Annotated in this window: 16 protein-coding genes; 1 reads left to right on the top strand and 15 read right to left on the bottom strand. The window is 68.3% G+C overall.

Annotation, left to right across the window (positions count from 1 at the left end; genetic code table 11):
- Position 1: 1 nt before the first annotated feature.
- The 8 genes from tmk to FOE78_RS03685 all read right to left on the bottom strand — a co-directional run bounded on the left by tmk (position 2) and on the right by FOE78_RS03685 (position 10,533).
- Positions 2-625 (bottom strand): dTMP kinase, encoded by a 624-nt coding sequence (gene tmk, locus FOE78_RS24000; protein WP_143985123.1) that lies wholly within the window; start codon positions 623-625, stop codon positions 2-4.
- Positions 622-2,019 (bottom strand): CYTH domain-containing protein, encoded by a 1,398-nt coding sequence (locus tag FOE78_RS23995; RefSeq protein WP_143985122.1) that lies wholly within the window; start codon positions 2,017-2,019, stop codon positions 622-624. Before FOE78_RS23995 ends, tmk begins: the two co-directional genes overlap by 4 nt.
- A gap of 3 nt (positions 2,020-2,022) precedes the next feature.
- Positions 2,023-4,761 (bottom strand): type I DNA topoisomerase, encoded by a 2,739-nt coding sequence (gene topA, locus FOE78_RS03710; RefSeq protein ID WP_228266031.1) that lies wholly within the window; start codon positions 4,759-4,761, stop codon positions 2,023-2,025.
- A 132-nt stretch (positions 4,762-4,893) separates the two neighbouring features.
- Complete coding sequence (locus FOE78_RS03705) at positions 4,894-6,396, bottom strand: DUF7059 domain-containing protein (protein WP_407662609.1); 1,503 nt, start codon at positions 6,394-6,396, stop codon at positions 4,894-4,896.
- A 179-nt stretch (positions 6,397-6,575) separates the two neighbouring features.
- On the bottom strand, positions 6,576-8,081 hold the full coding sequence (locus FOE78_RS03700) for a hypothetical protein (protein WP_143985119.1): 1,506 nt from the start codon (positions 8,079-8,081) through the stop codon (positions 6,576-6,578).
- Complete coding sequence (locus FOE78_RS03695; RefSeq protein ID WP_228266030.1) at positions 8,066-8,893, bottom strand: ABC transporter ATP-binding protein; 828 nt, start codon at positions 8,891-8,893, stop codon at positions 8,066-8,068. Before FOE78_RS03695 ends, FOE78_RS03700 begins: the two co-directional genes overlap by 16 nt.
- Positions 8,890-9,492, bottom strand: coding sequence for a TetR/AcrR family transcriptional regulator (locus FOE78_RS03690; RefSeq protein WP_143985118.1), 603 nt, complete (start codon positions 9,490-9,492; stop codon positions 8,890-8,892). The genes FOE78_RS03695 and FOE78_RS03690 overlap by 4 nt, the downstream gene beginning before the upstream one ends.
- A 159-nt stretch (positions 9,493-9,651) precedes the next feature.
- Positions 9,652-10,533, bottom strand: coding sequence for a universal stress protein (locus FOE78_RS03685; protein WP_143985117.1), 882 nt, complete (start codon positions 10,531-10,533; stop codon positions 9,652-9,654).
- 110 nt (positions 10,534-10,643) lie between these two features.
- On the opposite strand from FOE78_RS03685, the gene FOE78_RS03680 reads away from it, so the two are divergent.
- Entirely contained in the window at positions 10,644-11,486 is an 843-nt protein-coding gene (locus tag FOE78_RS03680) for a hypothetical protein (protein ID WP_143985116.1), read from the top strand.
- 15 nt (positions 11,487-11,501) lie between these two features.
- Here FOE78_RS03680 and FOE78_RS03675 read toward each other — a convergent pair whose 3' ends face one another.
- From FOE78_RS03675 to FOE78_RS03645, 7 genes are all read right to left on the bottom strand, one after another.
- On the bottom strand, positions 11,502-11,738 hold the full coding sequence (locus tag FOE78_RS03675; RefSeq protein ID WP_143985115.1) for a hypothetical protein: 237 nt from the start codon (positions 11,736-11,738) through the stop codon (positions 11,502-11,504).
- The gene (locus FOE78_RS03670) at positions 11,731-12,390 is read right to left on the bottom strand and encodes a phosphatase PAP2 family protein (protein ID WP_143985114.1); all 660 of its coding nucleotides are present in this window, start codon (positions 12,388-12,390) and stop codon (positions 11,731-11,733) included. The genes FOE78_RS03675 and FOE78_RS03670 overlap by 8 nt, the downstream gene beginning before the upstream one ends.
- A gap of 151 nt (positions 12,391-12,541) precedes the next feature.
- Positions 12,542-13,606 carry a M56 family metallopeptidase gene (locus FOE78_RS03665; protein ID WP_143985113.1) on the bottom strand — a complete coding sequence of 355 codons (1,065 nt, stop codon included), beginning with the start codon at positions 13,604-13,606 and terminating at the stop codon, positions 12,542-12,544.
- A 100-nt stretch (positions 13,607-13,706) separates the two neighbouring features.
- Positions 13,707-14,078, bottom strand: coding sequence for a BlaI/MecI/CopY family transcriptional regulator (locus FOE78_RS03660; protein ID WP_228266029.1), 372 nt, complete (start codon positions 14,076-14,078; stop codon positions 13,707-13,709).
- A 471-nt stretch (positions 14,079-14,549) separates the two neighbouring features.
- Complete coding sequence (locus FOE78_RS03655) at positions 14,550-15,416, bottom strand: ABC transporter ATP-binding protein (RefSeq protein WP_143988499.1); 867 nt, start codon at positions 15,414-15,416, stop codon at positions 14,550-14,552.
- A 13-nt stretch (positions 15,417-15,429) separates the two neighbouring features.
- Positions 15,430-16,482, bottom strand: a complete 1,053-nt coding sequence (locus FOE78_RS03650; RefSeq protein WP_228266028.1) for a FecCD family ABC transporter permease — start codon at positions 16,480-16,482, stop codon at positions 15,430-15,432.
- Complete coding sequence (locus FOE78_RS03645; RefSeq protein WP_143985111.1) at positions 16,479-17,603, bottom strand: FecCD family ABC transporter permease; 1,125 nt, start codon at positions 17,601-17,603, stop codon at positions 16,479-16,481. The genes FOE78_RS03650 and FOE78_RS03645 overlap by 4 nt, the downstream gene beginning before the upstream one ends.
- Positions 17,604-17,611 lie beyond the last annotated feature (8 nt).

The following is a 17,611-nucleotide window of genomic DNA, read 5'->3' as shown; positions in this document are numbered from 1 at the left end:
GCTACTGCAGCAGCGCGGCAACCCGATCCCGTACGGCGGCGGCGATCGATTCCCGGTCCTCGCGCGCCGGCAACACCAGATAGTGATCCGGATCGGATGCAGCCAGGGCGAGGAAGCGTGCCCGGGCCGCCCGGTGGAAGTCGACGCCGGCAGCTTCGATCCGGTCCTTCTTCACCATCGCCGCGACCAACTCGGCCGGATCGCCGTCCAACAACACTGTCAGGTCGGGACGAAGATCATCGGTGGCCCACCGAGCCAACGTCTCCAGCTCGCCGGGATCAAGATCACGACCGCCGCCCTGATAGGCCAGCATCGAATCCACGTAGCGATCGCAGACCACGACCTCGCCGCGGGCCAGCGCCGGCCGGACCACCGCATCGAGGTGGTGGGCCTTGTCTGCGGCGTACAACAGGGCTTCGGCCTTGGCGGCAAGTTCCCCGGTGCTCGGATCCAACACGATCCTGCGGATCAACTGCCCGGCCGTCGAGTCGCCGGGTTCGAACGTCTTCAGGTAGCTCCGGCCGGTGGCCGCCAACCAATCGCACAGCAACGCGGTCTGGGTGCTCTTGCCGCTGCCGTCCCCGCCCTCGAAGACCACGAACAAGCCGCGGCCGGCCGCGCTCACCGATGCACCTTCGCCACGATCCGGGGCCACAGCCGGAGGAAGTCGCGTTCGGCCTCGTGCTGACGTTGCCGCAGCCGTTGATAGTCCCGGCCCAACTCGAACGCCTCGGCCGCGGTGGCGAAGCGAGCCTGTCGCTGCGCCGCGGCGGCCAGCTCGGCGTCGGTCTGCGAGGCCAGCAGCAGCTTGATCGCCGGCCGCAGCCGACGGGCGACCCGGCGTTCCTTCTTGCCGGCCACCAACGCCGCCAACCGGTCGATCCTGGCGGTCTCCTCGGCCGCGACCGCTGCGGTCATCCAGGCCCGACCGCCGGCACCCGGACCCAGCGCACCGGCGATCTTCAGCAGCTTCTTGCAACTGTGGTCGAGCAGTCCGATGACGATGTCGCCCGCCTTCAACTCCGCGGCGTTCTCGTCCACCTTCGGACCACGCACGGCGGTGACCAGCAGATCCAACAGCCGCAGGTAACGCTCCCGCCGCAGCAACGAACGCAGCCGAGCCGGTTCCCGTTCGGCCTCGGTCAACTCGGCCAGCAGCCAGCGCAATTCCTCGTCCAACTCGGCCAGCCATTCCGGGTCGAGGGTGGCTGCCAGTCCGTTCAGCTCGCCGCGCAACCGGTCGACGACCTCGCCGAGCCGGGTGGCCGGCACACTGTCGGTACGGATGGCGAGGTCGGCCAGCATCAGCTCCCGCAACCTCGCCGCCAGTACCGATTCGACGAAGCTCTCGAAGCTGGAGTCGGGCTCGATCGGGCGCGGTTCGGGATAGTCGGTGAGCCCGGTGGCCGGTGTGCCCAACCGGGTCGCCAACTCGGGAAAATCGTCGACCAGGGTGCCGCCCGCGTCGCTCAGCGCCGCGATCAGCCAGTCCCGCTGCTGGCCGGTCAGCCCGGGATCCAACGGCTCGACCCGGACCTCGCGGTAGCGCGCCGTCGTCACCCCGCCACGGCGGATGGTGATCCGGCTGTCCTGCAGGCGTGCCAGCGCAGCTCCGTCGGCCGCGCGGAATTCGAAGCTGTGCCGTTCATAGCTGATCGCGGCCACCGGCCCGAGCGCACCCCGGCGGCGAAACGGCAGCACCAGGTCGGCCAGGTCGTCCGGCAGATCACCCCGGGCGAACGGTTCGAGCCGCTCGGCCGGCAGCAACGGCTGCCACTGCGGAGCCCGCAGGTACCAGTCGCCGCGGCCCTCGATCACCCGGTGCGCCAACTCGACGCCGGAGCGGATCAGTCGATGATCGGCGACATCCAGCAGCGTCACCTCGGCCGCGTACGAGGCGTCCCGGCCGACCAGCGAGATCACCTTGGCCAGCCCGACCTCGGGCTGGTCGAGCCGGGCCACCTCGGCGGTGAACGGCAGGTCGAAGAGCAGCGGCGTACGCTGATCGATCTTGCTCATCGGTCAGGAGGACTTCTTGACCGCCGTCTTCTTCGCGGTCACCTTCTTGGCGGTCGTCTTCTTCGCAGCCGTCTTCTTCGCCGGGGCCTTCTTGGCAGCGGACTTCTTGGCCGTCCGCTTCTTCGGCGCCGGGCCCTTGGCCCGCTTCTCCGCCAGCAACTCGGCAGCCCGTTCGGCCGACATCGACTCAATCGAATCGTCCCGGCGCAGGGTGGCGTTGTATTCACCGTCGGTGACGTAGGGGCCGAAGCGGCCGTCCTTGATCACCATCGGCTTGCCGGTGGCCGGGTCGTCGCCGAGTTCCTTCAGCGGTGGTTTGGCGGCTGCCCGACCGCGCTGCTTGGGCTGGGCGTAGATCTTCTCCGCCTCGTCCAGGGTGATGTCGAAGATCTGTTCCTCACTGGTCAGCGAGCGGGAATCCGTACCCTTCTTCAGGTACGGCCCGTAGCGACCGTTCTGCGCGGTGATCTCCACGCCATCGGTGGCGACGCCGACCACCCGAGGCAGATTCATCAGCTGCAGGGCTTGATCAAGAGTGACCGTGTCGATGCTCATCGACTTGAACAATGAACCGGTACGAGGCTTCGCGCCCTTGGGCGCGTTCTCATCCAGCACCTCGGTCACGTACGGGCCGAAGCGGCCGTTCTTGGCCACCACCTGATGGCCGCTGGCCGGGTCGACACCAAGATCATGTTCTTCGCCCATCGGCTTGCTGAGCAGCTCCTTGGCAAGATCAACTGTCAGCTCGTCCGGCGGAAGATCATCGGCGACCGAGGCTCGGTTGCCGTCGCCGTCCTCGACGTAGGTGCCGTAGCGACCGACCCGGGCGACCACACCGGAATCAAGATCACCGATCTGGAAGGTCGACAGTGCTCGGGCGTCGATGTCGCCCAGCTCGTTGACCAGCTTGTGCAGACCTTCTTGATCACCCTTGCCGAAGTAGAACTCCTTCAGCACCTCCAGCCGAGCAAGATCGCCATCGGCGATCTTGTCCAGTTCGGCCTCCATGCCGGCGGTGAACTGGTAGTCGACCAGCCGCGGGAAATGCTTCTCCAGCAGCGAAGTGACCGCGAACGCCAACCAGGTCGGGACCAGCGCGGACCCCTTCTTGAACACGTAGTCACGGCTGGTGATGGTACGGATGATGGTCGCGTAGGTGGACGGCCGGCCGATGTTCAGCTCTTCCAGCTTGGCCACCAGCGACGGTTCGGTGTAACGGGCCGGCGGCTTCGTCTCGTGACCGGAGGCGGTGACCTCCTCGGGCCGAAGCGTCTGCCCCTCGGTCAGATTCGGCAGCCGGGTCTGTTGATCATCAGTCTCGCTGGCGTCGTCGCGGGATTCCACGTAGGCCTTGAGGAATCCGTGGAAGGTGATCGTCCGGCCGGAGGCGACGAACGTGCAGTGATCGCCATCGGCCGGTGCGGCGTTGATCTTGACCGTTACCGTGTTGCCTTGTGCATCACGCATCTGGGAGGCGATGGTGCGCTTCCAGATCAGGTCGTAGAGCCGGAACTGGTCCCCGGTCAGACCGGTCTGTGCCGGGGTGCGGAAGGACTCACCGGACGGACGGATCGCCTCGTGTGCCTCCTGGGCGCCTTTCACCTTGCTGGCATAGGTTCTCGGCGCCTCGGGCAGGTAGGCGTCGCCGAACAACCGCGACACCTGATCCCGGGCGGCATGCACGGCCGAGCTGGACAACGTGATCGAGTCGGTTCGCATGTAGGTGATGAAGCCGCCCTCGTACAGATCCTGGGCGACCGACATCGTCCGCTGTGCGGTGAAGCCGAGCTTGCGGCCGGCCTCCTGCTGCAGCGTGGTGGTGCGGAACGGTGCATACGGCTTGCGGGTGTAGGGCCGGGACTCGACGCTGACCACCGAGAAGGCGGCCTCGCGGAGCTTGACCGCCAGCGACTCGGCAGCGGTCTGGTCCAGGTGCACCAGGGTGTCGGAGCCGGTCTTCAGGTTTCCGCGATCGTCGAAGTCGCGGCCCTGAGCCACCCGTGCCTGGCCGACGTGGGTCAGCCGAGCCGGGAACTGGGGCGGATCGGCCTGACCGCCCGAGCTCTCGCTCGCGTCAAGGGTCGAGCTCTCGCTCGCGTCAAGAATGGCGTCCAGGTCCCAGTAGCCGGCGCTGCGGAAGGCGATGCGTTCGCGTTCCCGGTCGACCACCAGCCGGGTGGCGACCGACTGCACCCGGCCGGCGGACAGCCGCGGCATCACCTTGCGCCAGAGCACCGGCGACACCTCATAGCCGTACAACCGGTCCAGGATCCGGCGGGTCTCCTGGGCGTCGACCTTGTCAATGTCCAGGTCCCGCGGATTGGCCAACGCGTCATGAATCGCGCCCTGGGTGATCTCGTGGAAGACCATCCGGCGGACCGGCACCTTGGGCTTCAGTTCCTCCAACAAGTGCCAGGCGATGGCCTCGCCTTCGCGGTCGTCGTCGGTGGCCAGCAGCAACTCGTCGGCACCGTCCAACGCCTGCTTCAGCTGCTTGATGGTGGCCCTCTTGTCCGGCGAGACCACGTAGATCGGCTGGAAGCCGTTCTCCACGTTGATGCCGGTGCGGGCCCACTTCTCGCCCTTGTACTTGGCCGGCACCTGGGAGGCACCGGTGGGCAGATCACGGACGTGGCCGCGAGAGGACTCGACCACGAAGCCGTCGCCGAGATAGCCGGCGATCGTCTTCACCTTGGTCGGTGACTCGACAATCACCAAGCGGTGTCCGGTGTTCGTTGCCACTGCGTCCTCTCTTTTGCAAAACCTGAGCCGGCGCCCGAGAGTACGCCCCGGGGGAGCCCGATCGATGTTGTCCATATATACGCGAAGCGCTCGGAGAGCCGCTTCGGTGCGCCTGCCGGGCGACACAGAGGGTCACTCTACGTCTTGAATTGAGCTTTCCCTGAGAAGACCGTCGACGACCAGCTGCCGGACCTCGGTCAACACCTCGCCCGCCACGATCTGTGCGTCCAGGTCGAGAATGGTCGCCACCCCGCCGACGATCTGGTCCAGTCGCAGGTCACCGTCGCAGGCGCCGGCCACGCCGGCCAGCACGGTCCCGGCCCGTACGGCGCGACGGAATCCGCGCTGTTGCCGCAACACAATAGCTTCCGGATCGGCCACACCCGGCCTGCCGACCGTCTCCTGCTCGACGTCGGGGGCGAGTTGCCAGCGCCGGTTCAGCAGCTCGGCATCGCTCAGCCGCCGGGCCAGCTCGACCGCGTCGCGGCGCTCCGCCCAGGCCGGCCCGATCGGCTGCTCAACCGGATAGGGCCAGTCCTCGATGGTGATCGCCGGACGTTCCCGTTCGGCCCGGGTGAGAGTCAGCCAACCCATCCCGACCGACTCGATCCCGAGGCGGTCGAAGTAGTCGCACCAGGCCTCGTACCGGCTGCGGTAGTCCGGCGATCCGACCAGCCCGGCGTCGGCCAGCCAGATCTCGATGTACTCGTACGGGTCGAGTTCCTCGCGGCGCAGGATGTGCGCATCGCAGCCGGTCGGCTCGACCCAGCCCTGCAGCCGTTCCTGCCACGGCCGGCCGGTCAGCTGGGCCCAGTTGCCGAGCACCTGCAGGCTGCCGCCCGGGTTGAGCCGCGCCGCGCCGTCGACGACGACACGGCGGACCAACTCGTCGCCGACCAGACCGGCCTCGCGGTAGGTCAGCCGGCCGTCGGTGGCCGGCGGCGACATCACGTACGGCGGATTGGTGACGATCAGGTCGAACGCCTCGTCGGCGACCGGTTCGTACAGGCTGCCCTCGCGGAGGTCGACGTCGACGCCGTTGAGCCGCATGGTCGCACGGGCCATCGCCAGCGCGCGCCGGTTGACGTCGGTAGCCACGACGTTGTCCGCGTGCCGGGCCAGATGCAGGCTCTGCACTCCACAGCCGGTGCCCAGGTCGAGCGCGGACCCGACCGGCCGGCGGAAGGTCAGTTCGGCCAGGGTCATCGACGCCGGCGAGACACCGAGCACGAAGTCCTCTGCGACCGGTGTCATCGGCCCGTCCAAACCGGGTGTGAGATCGGAGAAGATCCAGCCGGCCGCACCGTCATCGCTGCCGTACGGGCGAAGATCGATCAGCGCGCGGACCTGATCATGATCGATCCGGATCATCCCGGTATCGAGCAGTGACTGCCGCATCCCGGGTAGTGCTCGGTCAAGATCATCGGACGAAACCCTTGCCTGCAAGGGCCACAGCTTGGCCAGGGTCGCCACCGGACCATGATCATCAGCGAGCCGGCGGCGAGCCGGCGTGGTGTTGTTGCGCCCGAGCGCGGCTTGCGCGGAGTCGCCGACCAACTTCATGATCGCGTCGACGGTGTAGTCCACCTCGATGAATCGCGACCGCAGCCGTTCAAGATCATCATCTGCCAGCACGCCGGCATCGTCCCACGACCGCCCGCCCACCTCCAACGCTGCGCCCGCGCCCGCCGCGCCGCCCGGTTGCGAACCTGCCCGGTTCCGCATCAGGCGTTCCCGCGCACCCACGGCGCAGCCGCGCAAGTTCGAATCTACGCCGGAGGGCCGTGGGTGCGCGGGAGCGCGTACGGGGCGGGTCAGGTGGTGCGAATGACAGCTTGCAGGATGTCGACCTGATGGGTGTTCAGTCGGCCGATCGCAAGCCGACCGCAGCCGATGGCGAACACGAGTCCGGTGAGGACGCCGACGGGGACGGCCCGCCAGCCGCCACCGGCCAGCAGGACGAGCAGGGTCGGTGCCGCGGTGAGCGCAGCGACGATCAGCGCGACGTGAACCTTCAGCGAGAAGGCGGGTGTCGGTCCGCCGGCGGCGTCGAGCGGCTGCGGCGAGATCACCGAGCTCAGCGGTGCCAGTCCGACCCCGCCGCCGAGCACTGCGGCAAGAAGCCCGAGCGCCCACGGCCAGTTCGCCGGCTGACCACTGAGCGCGGTCAGCACGACCGTCGAGGCAATCGCGTACGGTGCCACCACGATCAGCCAGCTCAGCTGACGTCCGACCACGTCGGCCGTGACCGAACCCGGAGCCGTCACCGTCAACCAGATGGCCGCGCCGTCGTTGCCGTACAGATTGCAGGCGCAGGCCGCAGCAATCACCGCCGCCAGGCTTCCCCCATAAGGCAGCAGCAGATCGGTGCCGGCGGTCAGCTGCGGCACCACGCAGGCGCCGGTGCCGACAATCAGCGCGATCACCAGGCAGGTCAGCCGCATGGGATCACGAACCCATAACCTCAGCTCCTTCGCGATCACCGCCGCGGTCGCGTTCGAGCTGAGCAACCGCCGTGACCGTGCCCGGCCGCGGCGGCCGTGCCGCGGCCGTCGTCCCGACATTCGACGACCCAGCACGACGGGCCCGGCGAGACCTGCAATGGCGATCAACGTCAACAGGCCGACCAACAAAACGACGGCTCCGGCCACGCTCCCGTTACCGGCCGCGACCACGGCCGACGGTCCCCACCCCGTCGGCAGCACCCGCAGCAACTGCGATAACCAACCGACCGATTGCTGCCGCAACGCGATCAGCAGCGACGGCAACAGGGTGCCGGTCATCGCCAACAGGCTGATCGCCACCGCGACCACGAGCGTGCCGAGGTCGCGACCGCGGGCCGAACCGGGCCCCAACAGTCCGGCGGCCAACGTCGCACACACGCTGGTCAACACAACGGTCAGCACCAGGGCGACAGCCGCGATCACGGCCGCGGCCGGCCCGTACGACGCACCCTTGACGACGACCGAACCCAAAGCCACCAACAGAAAGGCGTTGGCAGGGTCGAGCAGCCCGATCAACATCAACGAGGCTGCCAGCTTCCGGCGCGGCAGCGGCAGCACCGCGAACAGTTCCGGTCGCAGAACCGGCTCGCCGGCCATCGCGGACTGGGCGATGCGGCCGCCGACCCAGAGCAGTGAACTGAGTGCCACGACATCGGCCCAGCCCGCCGGGCCGCCGTTCTCGGCCAGCCCGAGCAGCAGCGTCCCGACGGCAGCCAGCGCGGCGAACACCACCGTCGTGATCATCATCGCCGGATGCGAGCCGACGAGTTGCCGACGCGCAATGGTCCGTTGCAGGTCGATCAGGACTCGTACCATGACAGCCCCCGGGACGGCGGTTTCGCGCCCACCAGGGCAGCGAACGCTTCCTGCAAGGTGAGTTCGGCGCGGACCTGGTCCAACGTCCCGGCCCGCAGCACCCGTCCGTGATCGAGAACGGCGACGTGATCACACAACTGCTCGACCAGCGCCATCACGTGGCTGCTCATGATCACCGTGCCACCGGCAGCGAGAAACCCGTCCAGAATCGCGCGCACCACCGCAGCCGACACCGGGTCGACGGCCTCGAACGGCTCGTCGGCCACCAGCACCCGGGGCCCGTGCAGCAGCGCAGCCGCCAACCCGATCTTCTTCTGCATGCCGGTCGAGTAGTCGCCGATCAGGGTCCGTTCGGCAGCTCGTAGATCCAGCACATCCAACAACTCATCGGTCCGCGCCTTGACCACGGCGGCACGCATCCCCCGAAGCAATCCCAGGTAGTGCAGCAACTCCGCGCCGGTCAGCCGAGGCGGCATGGCCAGGCCGGACGGCAGGACGCCCAGGGCGGCCTTGGCCTGCTCGGATCCGGCGACCGGCCAGATGGCTGCACCGGACACCCAGGCGTTGCCGCGATCCGGCGTCAGCAGACCGACCGCCATCGACAGCAGCGTCGTCTTCCCGGCCCCGTTGGGTCCGACCAACCCGAAGAATGCACCCTGCGGAACGGACAGGTCGACGTCATCAACCGCCACCGTGTCACCGAACGTCTTGCGAAGTTCGTCGATCCGCAACGCGTCGACCGCGGCGCTTATGGCTGCGGCCTTGCCGGGCGTCTCGGGTACGGGTGGCAGTGACGAGTCGACTGCGTTCACGGCCGTACGCCCCGCTCGAAGATCTCCAGCACCTGTGCCCCATAAGCCTTCACGTCCGCTTCGGGATCGTCTCGCAGCAGCTCCGAACAGGCGTCGATCGCGGCGCGCAGCGCAACCGCGACGAAGTGGGGATCGAATTTGCCGAACTCACCCGACTGCTGGCCGCGCTCCAGCATCCCGGTCAACGATCTGACCGCGTTCCGATGACCCGGTCCGTACGGGGCCGGTCGGTCCGGCGGCGTGCCGTTGACCACTTCGATCAACGCGACGATCCGGTGCCGATTCTGGTCCAGGAACTCGAGGTTGGACTGCACATAAGCGTGCAGTGCCGCCGCGTACGAGGTGGCCGACTCCACCCGTGGGCCCATGTAGTCGCGTGAGTCGGCGAGCACCGAGCTGACCACCTCGCGCAGCAACTCGTCCTTGCCGGCGAAGTGGTAGGAGATCACGCCCTTGCTGACGCCGATCCGCTCGGCGATGGCCGACAGCGACGCCCCGTTGTAGCCCCGCTCGGCCAGCACGTCGACCGCCGCATCGAGGATCTGGGCCCGCCGCGCCCGCTCGGTGAACGTCCGCTCCGTACGCTGATCTGACCGCATGGTCAAATATTAGTCCCTGTGGCCAGCTGTATTGTCAAGCCCCTCCCACACGTTCCCGCGCATCTCCGGCTCTCCCGCGGAAGCTGGAACCTGCGCGGGAGCACCGAGGGTGCGCGGGAAGCGGATGATGGGGCGGGACCGCGGCCGGGGCCGGGCCGGTCAGGACTCGTGGTGGTTGACGACGGCGACCGGGCGCTCGGCGCTGTGCAGGACGTGGCGGCTGACCGAGCCGACGAAGAGGCGCTTGGCCCAGCCCTTGCCGTGCGAACCGACGACGATCAACTGCGCGTCGGCGGACTGGCTGAGGATGGCTTCGGCGGGGGCTGCCTCGACGGCAACCTCCTCGATCCGGACGTTGATCGGATCGGCCTGGCGGGCGGCCGCGACGACCTTGGCGATCAGCTTCTCGGCGCCGTCCTGCTCGGAGCTGTGCAGGTTGTTGATCACGTCCGAATCGACCGGGATGGCCAGCGCCGGGGTCCGGTAGGCCGTGACCACGCGCAGTTCCACCCCGCGTCGTTCCGCCTCCTCCATCGCGAACCGCAGCGCGGCGATGCTGAATTCGGAGTCGTCCACACCGACCACGACCGGTCCCGAGGTGGGCAGGTCGTGATCCTCGTTGATCACGAACAGCGGACACTTGGCGTCGGAGGCCAGCCGGGTGCTGACCGAGCCGAGGAAGGTACGGCCTGCCGCGCCCATCCCGCGGGTGCCCAGCACCATCGCGGTCGCGCCGTGCGACGCGTCGATCAGGACGTTGCTGGTGTTGCCGATCTCGTACCGGGTCTCGCAGGTCACCTCGGGATGCAGCTCGGACACTTTGGCCCTGGCCGAGTTGAGCAGGTTCTCGGCGTAGGACTGCATGGCCTCGATGTCGGGCGCCGCCAGCCTTACGCCGTAGAAGTCGACATCGGTCGGCAGATCGAGCGCGTTCACGATCTCCAGTACGAGCCCGCCGCGGGCTGCCTCGGCCGCCGCGTACTCCAGGGCGCGGGCGCTGCCCGTCGAACCGTCCACACCGACAACCAGACGACCAGCCATGAGTCAAGATCCTTTGCACTGGGGAGTTTGGCCCCGATCATGTCATGGTTCGGCCGCGGTTCACAGGTTGACTCGGCAGTCTCGGCCGCCGAGCCGGGCAGACTGTCAGCGTGCTGATCGCGAGTTGGATCGCTGCCTTCGTCTGCTGTTTCGGGTACGGGGTGGGTTCGGTCCTGCAGTCGATCGGCGCCCGGCAGGCGCCCAGAGTCGCCGGCGCCGGCGCGGTGGCGGCGATCGTGCGGCAACTGCCGTACCTGCTCGGACTGGCCGCCGACGGCATCGCCTTCATCGCGAATGTCGTTGCTGCACGGCAATTGCCGCTGTTCCTGGTGGAGTCGATCATGACGGCCAGCATCGGGGTGACGGCAGGGCTCGCCGCCTGGCGCGGCGCCAAGCTCGGTGTCCGTGGCTGGTGTTCGCTGGCCATGCTCGGCCTCGGGCTGGTGTTGTTGATCATCACTGCCGGTACCGGAGCCGCGCCCCGGACAACGATGATCTTCGGTTGGCTGGTGTTGATCAGCTGCATCGTGCCGATCTTGGTCGGCCTGATCGGGTTACGACAGTCCGAACAGCTGGGCAAGGGCGAGGGTGCGGCCGGCCGGTCCTCCTGGATCCTGCTGGCGGTTGCCGCCGGGCTCGGTTTCGCCGTTGTCGGGGTGGCCGCGCGCGGGATCGGCGGGTTGCGGTTCGGCTGGCCGTTGTTGGCGCAGCCGCTGCTGTGGTCGCTGATCGTCGGCGGTGTGGTCGCGATGGCGTTCTTCGCCCTGGCGCTGCAGCGCGGACCGGTCACCGCGATCACGGCGATCTCGTTCACGGTGGAGTTGGTGCTGCCGTCGATCGTCGGCCTGATCGTCTTCGGCGATCGGGTGCAGCCCGGGATGGCGCCGGTGGCGGCCGTCGGCTTCGTGCTCGCCGCGGTGGCGACGATGATCTTGGCCCGCTACGCGGAGTGATCAGGCCCGGCGCGATCAGGCCCCGTGCTGGATGATCCACTGCACGTCGGGGCCGGAGATGTCATGATCAAAAACCCGACCGCAGGCCGCGCACCGGTAGGTCGCGTGGCCGCTGATCAGAATCGCGTCCTCGCCGCATTCCCAGGTCCCACGGGCGGGGCGGAGATAGCCGCGGCCGTGTTCCGGACAGCCGACCGGCCTCGGTTCGTCATCGGGCCACACGTCGTCGGTTGCCCAGGCTCCGTCAGCCATCCGTCGCCCTCTCGGGTGATTCGACGATCGCTGAGGCCGAACGGTCCCCCGATCGACGCATCGGTCCGGCGGCCACGAGGATTCCCAGCCGGGCGGGAAGAGCCCGCGCCAGCCGTTCGACCGGTACGCGCAGGACCAAGATCAACATCACCGTCACGGCGGCGCCGAAGATCAGTCCGGCGAGCACATCGGACGGATAATGCACTCCGACGTACACCCGGCTGAAGGCGAGCAGCAGCGCCAGCACCGCTGCCAACACCCCCAGCCGGCGATTCAGCAAGATCATCCCGGCTGCCAGGGCGCCGGCGATCACCGCATGATCACTCGGCATCGAGAAGTCGGAATTGCAAGCCAGCAAGGGATGTACGCCTGCGATCACCTGGCACGGCCGCGGACGGGCGATCAGCGGTGACAACAGGTGCTGATTGGCCAACAGCGCGACGACGCTGCCGACACCGGTCAGCACGGCGATCGCCACCGCCCGGTACGGGCGGTCGGCACGGCGGGCGATGAACCACCAGCCGATGATCAACAGGCAAGCCAGCAACGCCAGCCCGCCCCACAACGCGTACGCGGCGAGCGGCTGATGCAGCGCCGGGGTCGTTGCCCGGAACTGCTGGATGCGATCGAAGATCAACTCGTCCCCGCTCATCGCACCGACCGCAGCCCCAAGGGCACTACTACCCCGCCAGTAGTCGACACGAGGAAGACGGTACTACGCATTTGGTAGTAGCCGAGCTGTGTCTGTGGACATCCACAGGCTCGGCCCGTCGCCGCGGGTGGCGCCGGCCATGGAGCGAGGATCACCGCTGACGGACGTGCGCCTGCTGATGCGGCAGTGCCCCGGGGACAGTGACGACGGTGGTCGGCGCCGCCGGCGTCGCATCCTCGAACAGGTCCTCGCCGGTCAACGCCACCATCGCGCTGGAGACACCGGCGGTCAACAGCAAGGCGACCAGGATGCCCGCCAATCCCGTACGCGCAACGGGTGCCGGTGCGAGCAGAGCTCGGACCCGACGGGGCACCTCGCCGTCGCCGGCCGCGGACCGGACACCTGCCGGCACGTCGGACTGAGTCGAGGGATGGAGCAGACCGACTCGGGCGATCGCGAGCGCGACCGCGCGGCGATCTCCGATCCGGCGGGCGGCATACTCGTCGGCCCATCGTTCGGTGGCTGCTCTGGCGGCCGTCGCGGCGGGCCGCAGGACCGGTACGAAATCGGCCGCGAGTTGGGCAGCCAGCCGCAGCCAGCCGTGGTGATAGCGCAGATGGGCGCGCTCGTGCAGTAACACGATCTCCCGCTCCGCCGGATTCAACCGGTTCACCATCGCGTTGGTGAGGAAGATCCGGTCGACCGGCTTCGGCAGGCTGAAGGCGTCCGGCACCGGGTCGTCCAGCAACACCGCCCGATCGAGCAGGGCCGCCTGCTCCGTCCTGGACGTCAGGTCGGTGGCGCTGGACGAGGGCGGCAGCATCCCGGCCCAGGCATCCGTGCCGACCCGGCCGGTCGGAGCAGCACGCAGCAACGCCACCTGGCGGCAGATCCGGCGGACGGCCACGTACCCACCGGCCAGCAGGAAGAACGTCAGGATCCCCGTACTGGCCATACCGATCTGCACCGGAACCGGATTGGTCAGGGTCAACGTCCGCTCCGACCACGGCACGATCGCCCGCACCCAGGTCAGCTCGCCGAGCCAGGTGGAGGCGAGTACGCCGAGCACCAGGATCGCCGAGCCGGCGGCCAGGACGCTGCCCAGAACCAGGATGCCGGTCGCCTGCCAGGCCTGGATGCGGCGACCGAGAACCGGGGCGACGCCGGCGAAGACCAGCAGCGCCAGCAAGGCAGCGGCCGCGCCCGCGATCATCATGCGGGCGTGAACATGGTGCGGGGCGTGAACATGGTGCGGGGCGTGAACATGGTGCGGGGCGTGAACATCGTGCGGGGCGTGAACATCGTGCGGGGCGCGATCATGGTGCGGAGGGCCGATCGACCTCGAGCAGGGCGCGCAGAGTTGCTTCGTCGGCGGGGCTCAGGTTGTCGACGAACCGGGTCAGCACGGTCGCCGAGTCGGCATCGCCGGCGAGCAGATGCTGCATCCGACGAGCGGTCCGCTCGGCCGGGTCGCGGATCGCTGCGTACGCATAGCCGCGGCCCTCGGCCTGACGGGTCACCGCGGACTTGCCGTGCAGCCGGGCAAGTACGGTCATCACGGTGGTGTAGGCGAGGTCCCCGCCGAGCGCTTCGCGCACCTCGGCCGTGGTCATCGGCCGCTTGGCCTTGCTGAGCACCTCCACGACCGCCTCTTCCAGGCCGCCGCGGGATCGGCGTCGTGACCGCACCTCAGCTCCTCCACCGGTTGGCTTTGCTGCTGCCTGCACACAAGCAGCCGGACGTCTCCTACCCAGATCGTAGTGCGACTCGGCGGTCGGTGGCCGCGGTTCTATCCGAGCGCTCAGTTCGCTGGCACCTCACGGCACAGCACGTCGCGAAAATCCAGGAACTATCCAAGGAGGTACGGGCTTTCCGGGCGCGCATATGGGTGCACGACCTCCTGCGATTGCGACGCCCAGGCCGACCGGGCGACCGGGCGACCGGGCGACCCGACGAACCCAACGTCCCTCCACCGACCCCAGGGACGCCCCGACCAAAGTCGCGACAACTTGAGTTCGGGCTGGGAAATGCGCCGACTCGGCCACCCAAAGTCGCGTTGTCACGACTTCTGGACTCGGCCGACACCCCCGGAACCACCACAACTCGCGTCGTCACGACTTTGGGTGGGCGCGTGGCGAGGGGGTACGGGGAGGCGGCGCTCAGGGGGTGAGGTCGTCGCAGTGGTGGCGGCCGATCGGGATGATGGTCGGGGTGTGGGAGACGGGGTCGTCGATCACGGTGGCGGACAGCCCGAACACGTCGCGCATCAACTCGGCGGTGATCACTTCGCGCGGCGTACCGCTGGAGATCACCTGACCGTCGCACATCGCAACCAGATGATCCGCGTACCGACACGCCAGGTTGAGATCGTGCATCACCACCACGATGGTCGTGCCCCGACGGCGATTCAGATCGGTCAGCAGGTCGAGCACCTCGAGCTGATGTGCAAGGTCAAGGAACGTGGTGGGTTCGTCCAGCAGCAGCACATCGGTCTCCTGCGCCAGCGCCATCGCGATCCACACCCGCTGCCGCTGCCCGCCGCTCATCTCGTCGATCGGCCGATCGGCCAGCGCGAGGGTGTCGGTCGCGATCAGCGCCGCGGTGACGGCACGATCGTCGTCGGCGGTCCACTGCCGGAACCAGCCTTGGTGGGGGTAACGGCCGCGACCGACCAGGTCGGCAACGGTGATGCCCTCGGGTGCGTTCGGCGACTGCGGCAGCAGCCCCATGATCTTGGCGACTTCCTTGCTGGGCATGGAATGTACGTTCTTGCCGTCCAGCAGCACCGCGCCGCCGGCCGGGGTCAGCAGCCGTGCCATCCCGCGCAGCAGGGTGGACTTGCCGCAGCCGTTGGCACCGATGATCACCGACACCTGCCCGGTTGGCACCTGCAGCGAAAGGTCGGACACGATCTGCCGGCCGCCGTAGCCGAGGCTGACGTTGTTCGTCTGCAGCCGTCGCGGTGTCACCGGCCGGGTCTCGCCCGCGATCCCCGGTTGCGGCAGCTCGACCGGTTGCTTGGTCATCGTCATGGTGGTCCTAACCTCCGACGCCGAGTCGGTTCGACCTGATCAACAGGAAGATCAAATAGGGAGCGCCGATCACGGCGGTGAGGATGCCGACCGGCAGCTGGACGGGCAGCAGGTGCTGGCCGGCGAAGTCGGCGACTCCGACCACCAACGCGCCGACCAGTCCGGCCGGGGTCAGCGCGCTGCCGGTACCACCGGTCAGCCGCCGCGCGATCGGACCGGACACGAACGCGACGAACCCGATCGGCCCGGCCGCGGCGGTCGCGATGGCGGCCAGTGCAACCCCGAGCAAGATCAACAACAGCCGGGACCGCTGTACTGCAACGCCGATCGAGGACGCGGTGTCGTCGCCGAGTTGCAGGCCACCCAGCCAACGGCCTGCGATCAAGGTCACCGGAATGATCACCACGGCGAGCGCCGAGAGGGTGAGCATGCCGGAGGTCGACGAGCCGGCAAGGCTGCCGGTCAACCAGACCAGCGCCGTCTGCGCATCCTCGACCGCAACCCTGGTCATCTGATACTCGATCAGCGCGCTCATCACCGCGGCCAGGCCGATGCCGATCAGTACGAAGCGGTAGCCCGACATCCCGCCGCGGTAGGCCAGCAGGTAGATCAACATCGCGATCACCAGGGCGCCGCCGAAGGCGAAGGCCGACACCGCCACCCCGGTCAGCCCGAGAGTCAATATCGCGAACACAGCCGCCGCGCTGGCGCCGGAGCTGACGCCGATGATGTCCGGGGTGGCCAGCGGATTTCTGATCATGGCTTGGAAGATCGCGCCGGAGATCCCGAAGCACAGCCCGACCACCATCCCGGTCACCGCTCGGGGCAACCGAAGGTCGTACACGATGAAGTTGGTCGTCGCGGAACCGCGGCCGGTGAGCGCGAAGAACAGCTCCTTCAAGCTGAGCGGGAAATCGCCGACGACCATGGCGGCACAGAAGATGATCAACAACGCGGCCAGCAAACCGGCACAGACGATCAAGGTACGCCGCCGCAACCGCCGGCGTACGGTCCGGACCGGCTGCAGGTCAAGATCGAGGTGCGGCAGCGTGGCGGTCACAGCTCGGCCAACTTCTTGCGACGGACCAGCGCGATGAAGACCGGCGCGCCGATCACCGCAGTCACAATGGCAACTTGTACCTCGCCGGGTCGGGCGATCACCCGGCCGACGATGTCGGCGCCGAGCAGCAGGATCGGCGCCAGCAGCATCGAGTAGGGCAGCGTCCAGCGATAGTTCGGGCCGGTGATCATCCGCGCGACATGCGGGATGGTCAGGCCGACGAAGCCGATCGGACCTGCTGCGGCGGTGGCCGCACCGCACAACAGCACCACGACCGCGGCCGACAACCCCCGAGAGAGACCGACATGCGCGCCCAGTCCGCGGGCGACGTCGTCACCGAGCGAGAGCGTGTTCAGCGTGCGACCGAGGAAGAGCGCCGCGACACAGCCGATCAGCAGGAACGGGGCCAACTGGCCGACCTGATCAAGATCACGACCGGCCAGCGCGCCGACCTGCCAGAACCGCATCTGATCGAAGGTGCTCTGATTCAGCAGCAGGAAGGCCTGCGTGACGGCGGCGAAGGCAGCCGACATCGCGGCCCCGGCCAACGCCAGTTTCACCGGGGTAGCGCCGTCGCGTCCGAGAGCTGCGATCCCGTACACGATCACGGCGGCAACGGCAGCACCGACGAAGGCGAACCAGACATAGCCGCCAGGGCTGCTCGCCCCGAAGAACGTGATCGCCAGCACCACGCACAGCGCGGCACCGGCGTTGACGCCGAGGATGCCGGGATCGGCCAGCGGGTTGCGGGTGACGCCCTGCATCACGCAGCCGGCCAGCCCGAGGGCAGCACCGACCATCAGACCCAGCAGGGTGCGCGGCAGGCGCAACGTTAAGATCACCAGCCGATCGGTGTCATCGGCATACCGCTGCGGCAGTCCGGCCATCACGTCGTGCGCGCCGATCGCGTGGAAGATGTTGAAGTCGCCCAAGGTCTGCACGACCACCGAGGGGGAGATGGTGCGCGCACCGACGGCCATGCTGAGCACCGACAGCACGACCAGGGCGGCAGCGCAGGCGATCAACCCGGGCACCATCCGAGCCGCCTTCCGCCGCTGCGGCGATACGACCGTCCGCGAGGCGCCGTCCGGGCGCGCGGACGCGACGGTCGCAGTGGTCATAAGGTGAG

The organism is Microlunatus elymi (assembly GCF_007362775.1).
Classification (GTDB): domain Bacteria; phylum Actinomycetota; class Actinomycetes; order Propionibacteriales; family Propionibacteriaceae; genus Microlunatus; species Microlunatus elymi.
The sequence above is the reverse complement of the archived record's forward strand: the minus strand, read 5'-3'. Positions and strand labels throughout refer to the sequence as shown.

Bases quoted from the DNA above. Each gene is read 5' to 3' on its own strand.
- FOE78_RS23995 (WP_143985122.1), bottom strand. From the start codon at position 2,019: ATGAGCAAGATCGATCAGCGTACGCCGCTGCTCTTCGACCTGCCGTTC.
- FOE78_RS03700 (WP_143985119.1), bottom strand. From the start codon at position 8,081: ATGGTACGAGTCCTGATCGACCTGCAACGGACCATTGCGCGTCGGCAA.
- FOE78_RS03690 (WP_143985118.1), bottom strand. From the start codon at position 9,492: ATGCGGTCAGATCAGCGTACGGAGCGGACGTTCACCGAGCGGGCGCGG.
- FOE78_RS03685 (WP_143985117.1), bottom strand. From the start codon at position 10,533: ATGGCTGGTCGTCTGGTTGTCGGTGTGGACGGTTCGACGGGCAGCGCC.
- FOE78_RS03675 (WP_143985115.1), bottom strand. From the start codon at position 11,738: ATGGCTGACGGAGCCTGGGCAACCGACGACGTGTGGCCCGATGACGAA.
- FOE78_RS03670 (WP_143985114.1), bottom strand. From the start codon at position 12,390: ATGAGCGGGGACGAGTTGATCTTCGATCGCATCCAGCAGTTCCGGGCA.
- FOE78_RS03665 (WP_143985113.1), bottom strand. From the start codon at position 13,606: ATGATGATCGCGGGCGCGGCCGCTGCCTTGCTGGCGCTGCTGGTCTTC.
- FOE78_RS03655 (WP_143988499.1), bottom strand. From the start codon at position 15,416: ATGACCAAGCAACCGGTCGAGCTGCCGCAACCGGGGATCGCGGGCGAG.
- FOE78_RS03645 (WP_143985111.1), bottom strand. From the start codon at position 17,603: ATGACCACTGCGACCGTCGCGTCCGCGCGCCCGGACGGCGCCTCGCGG.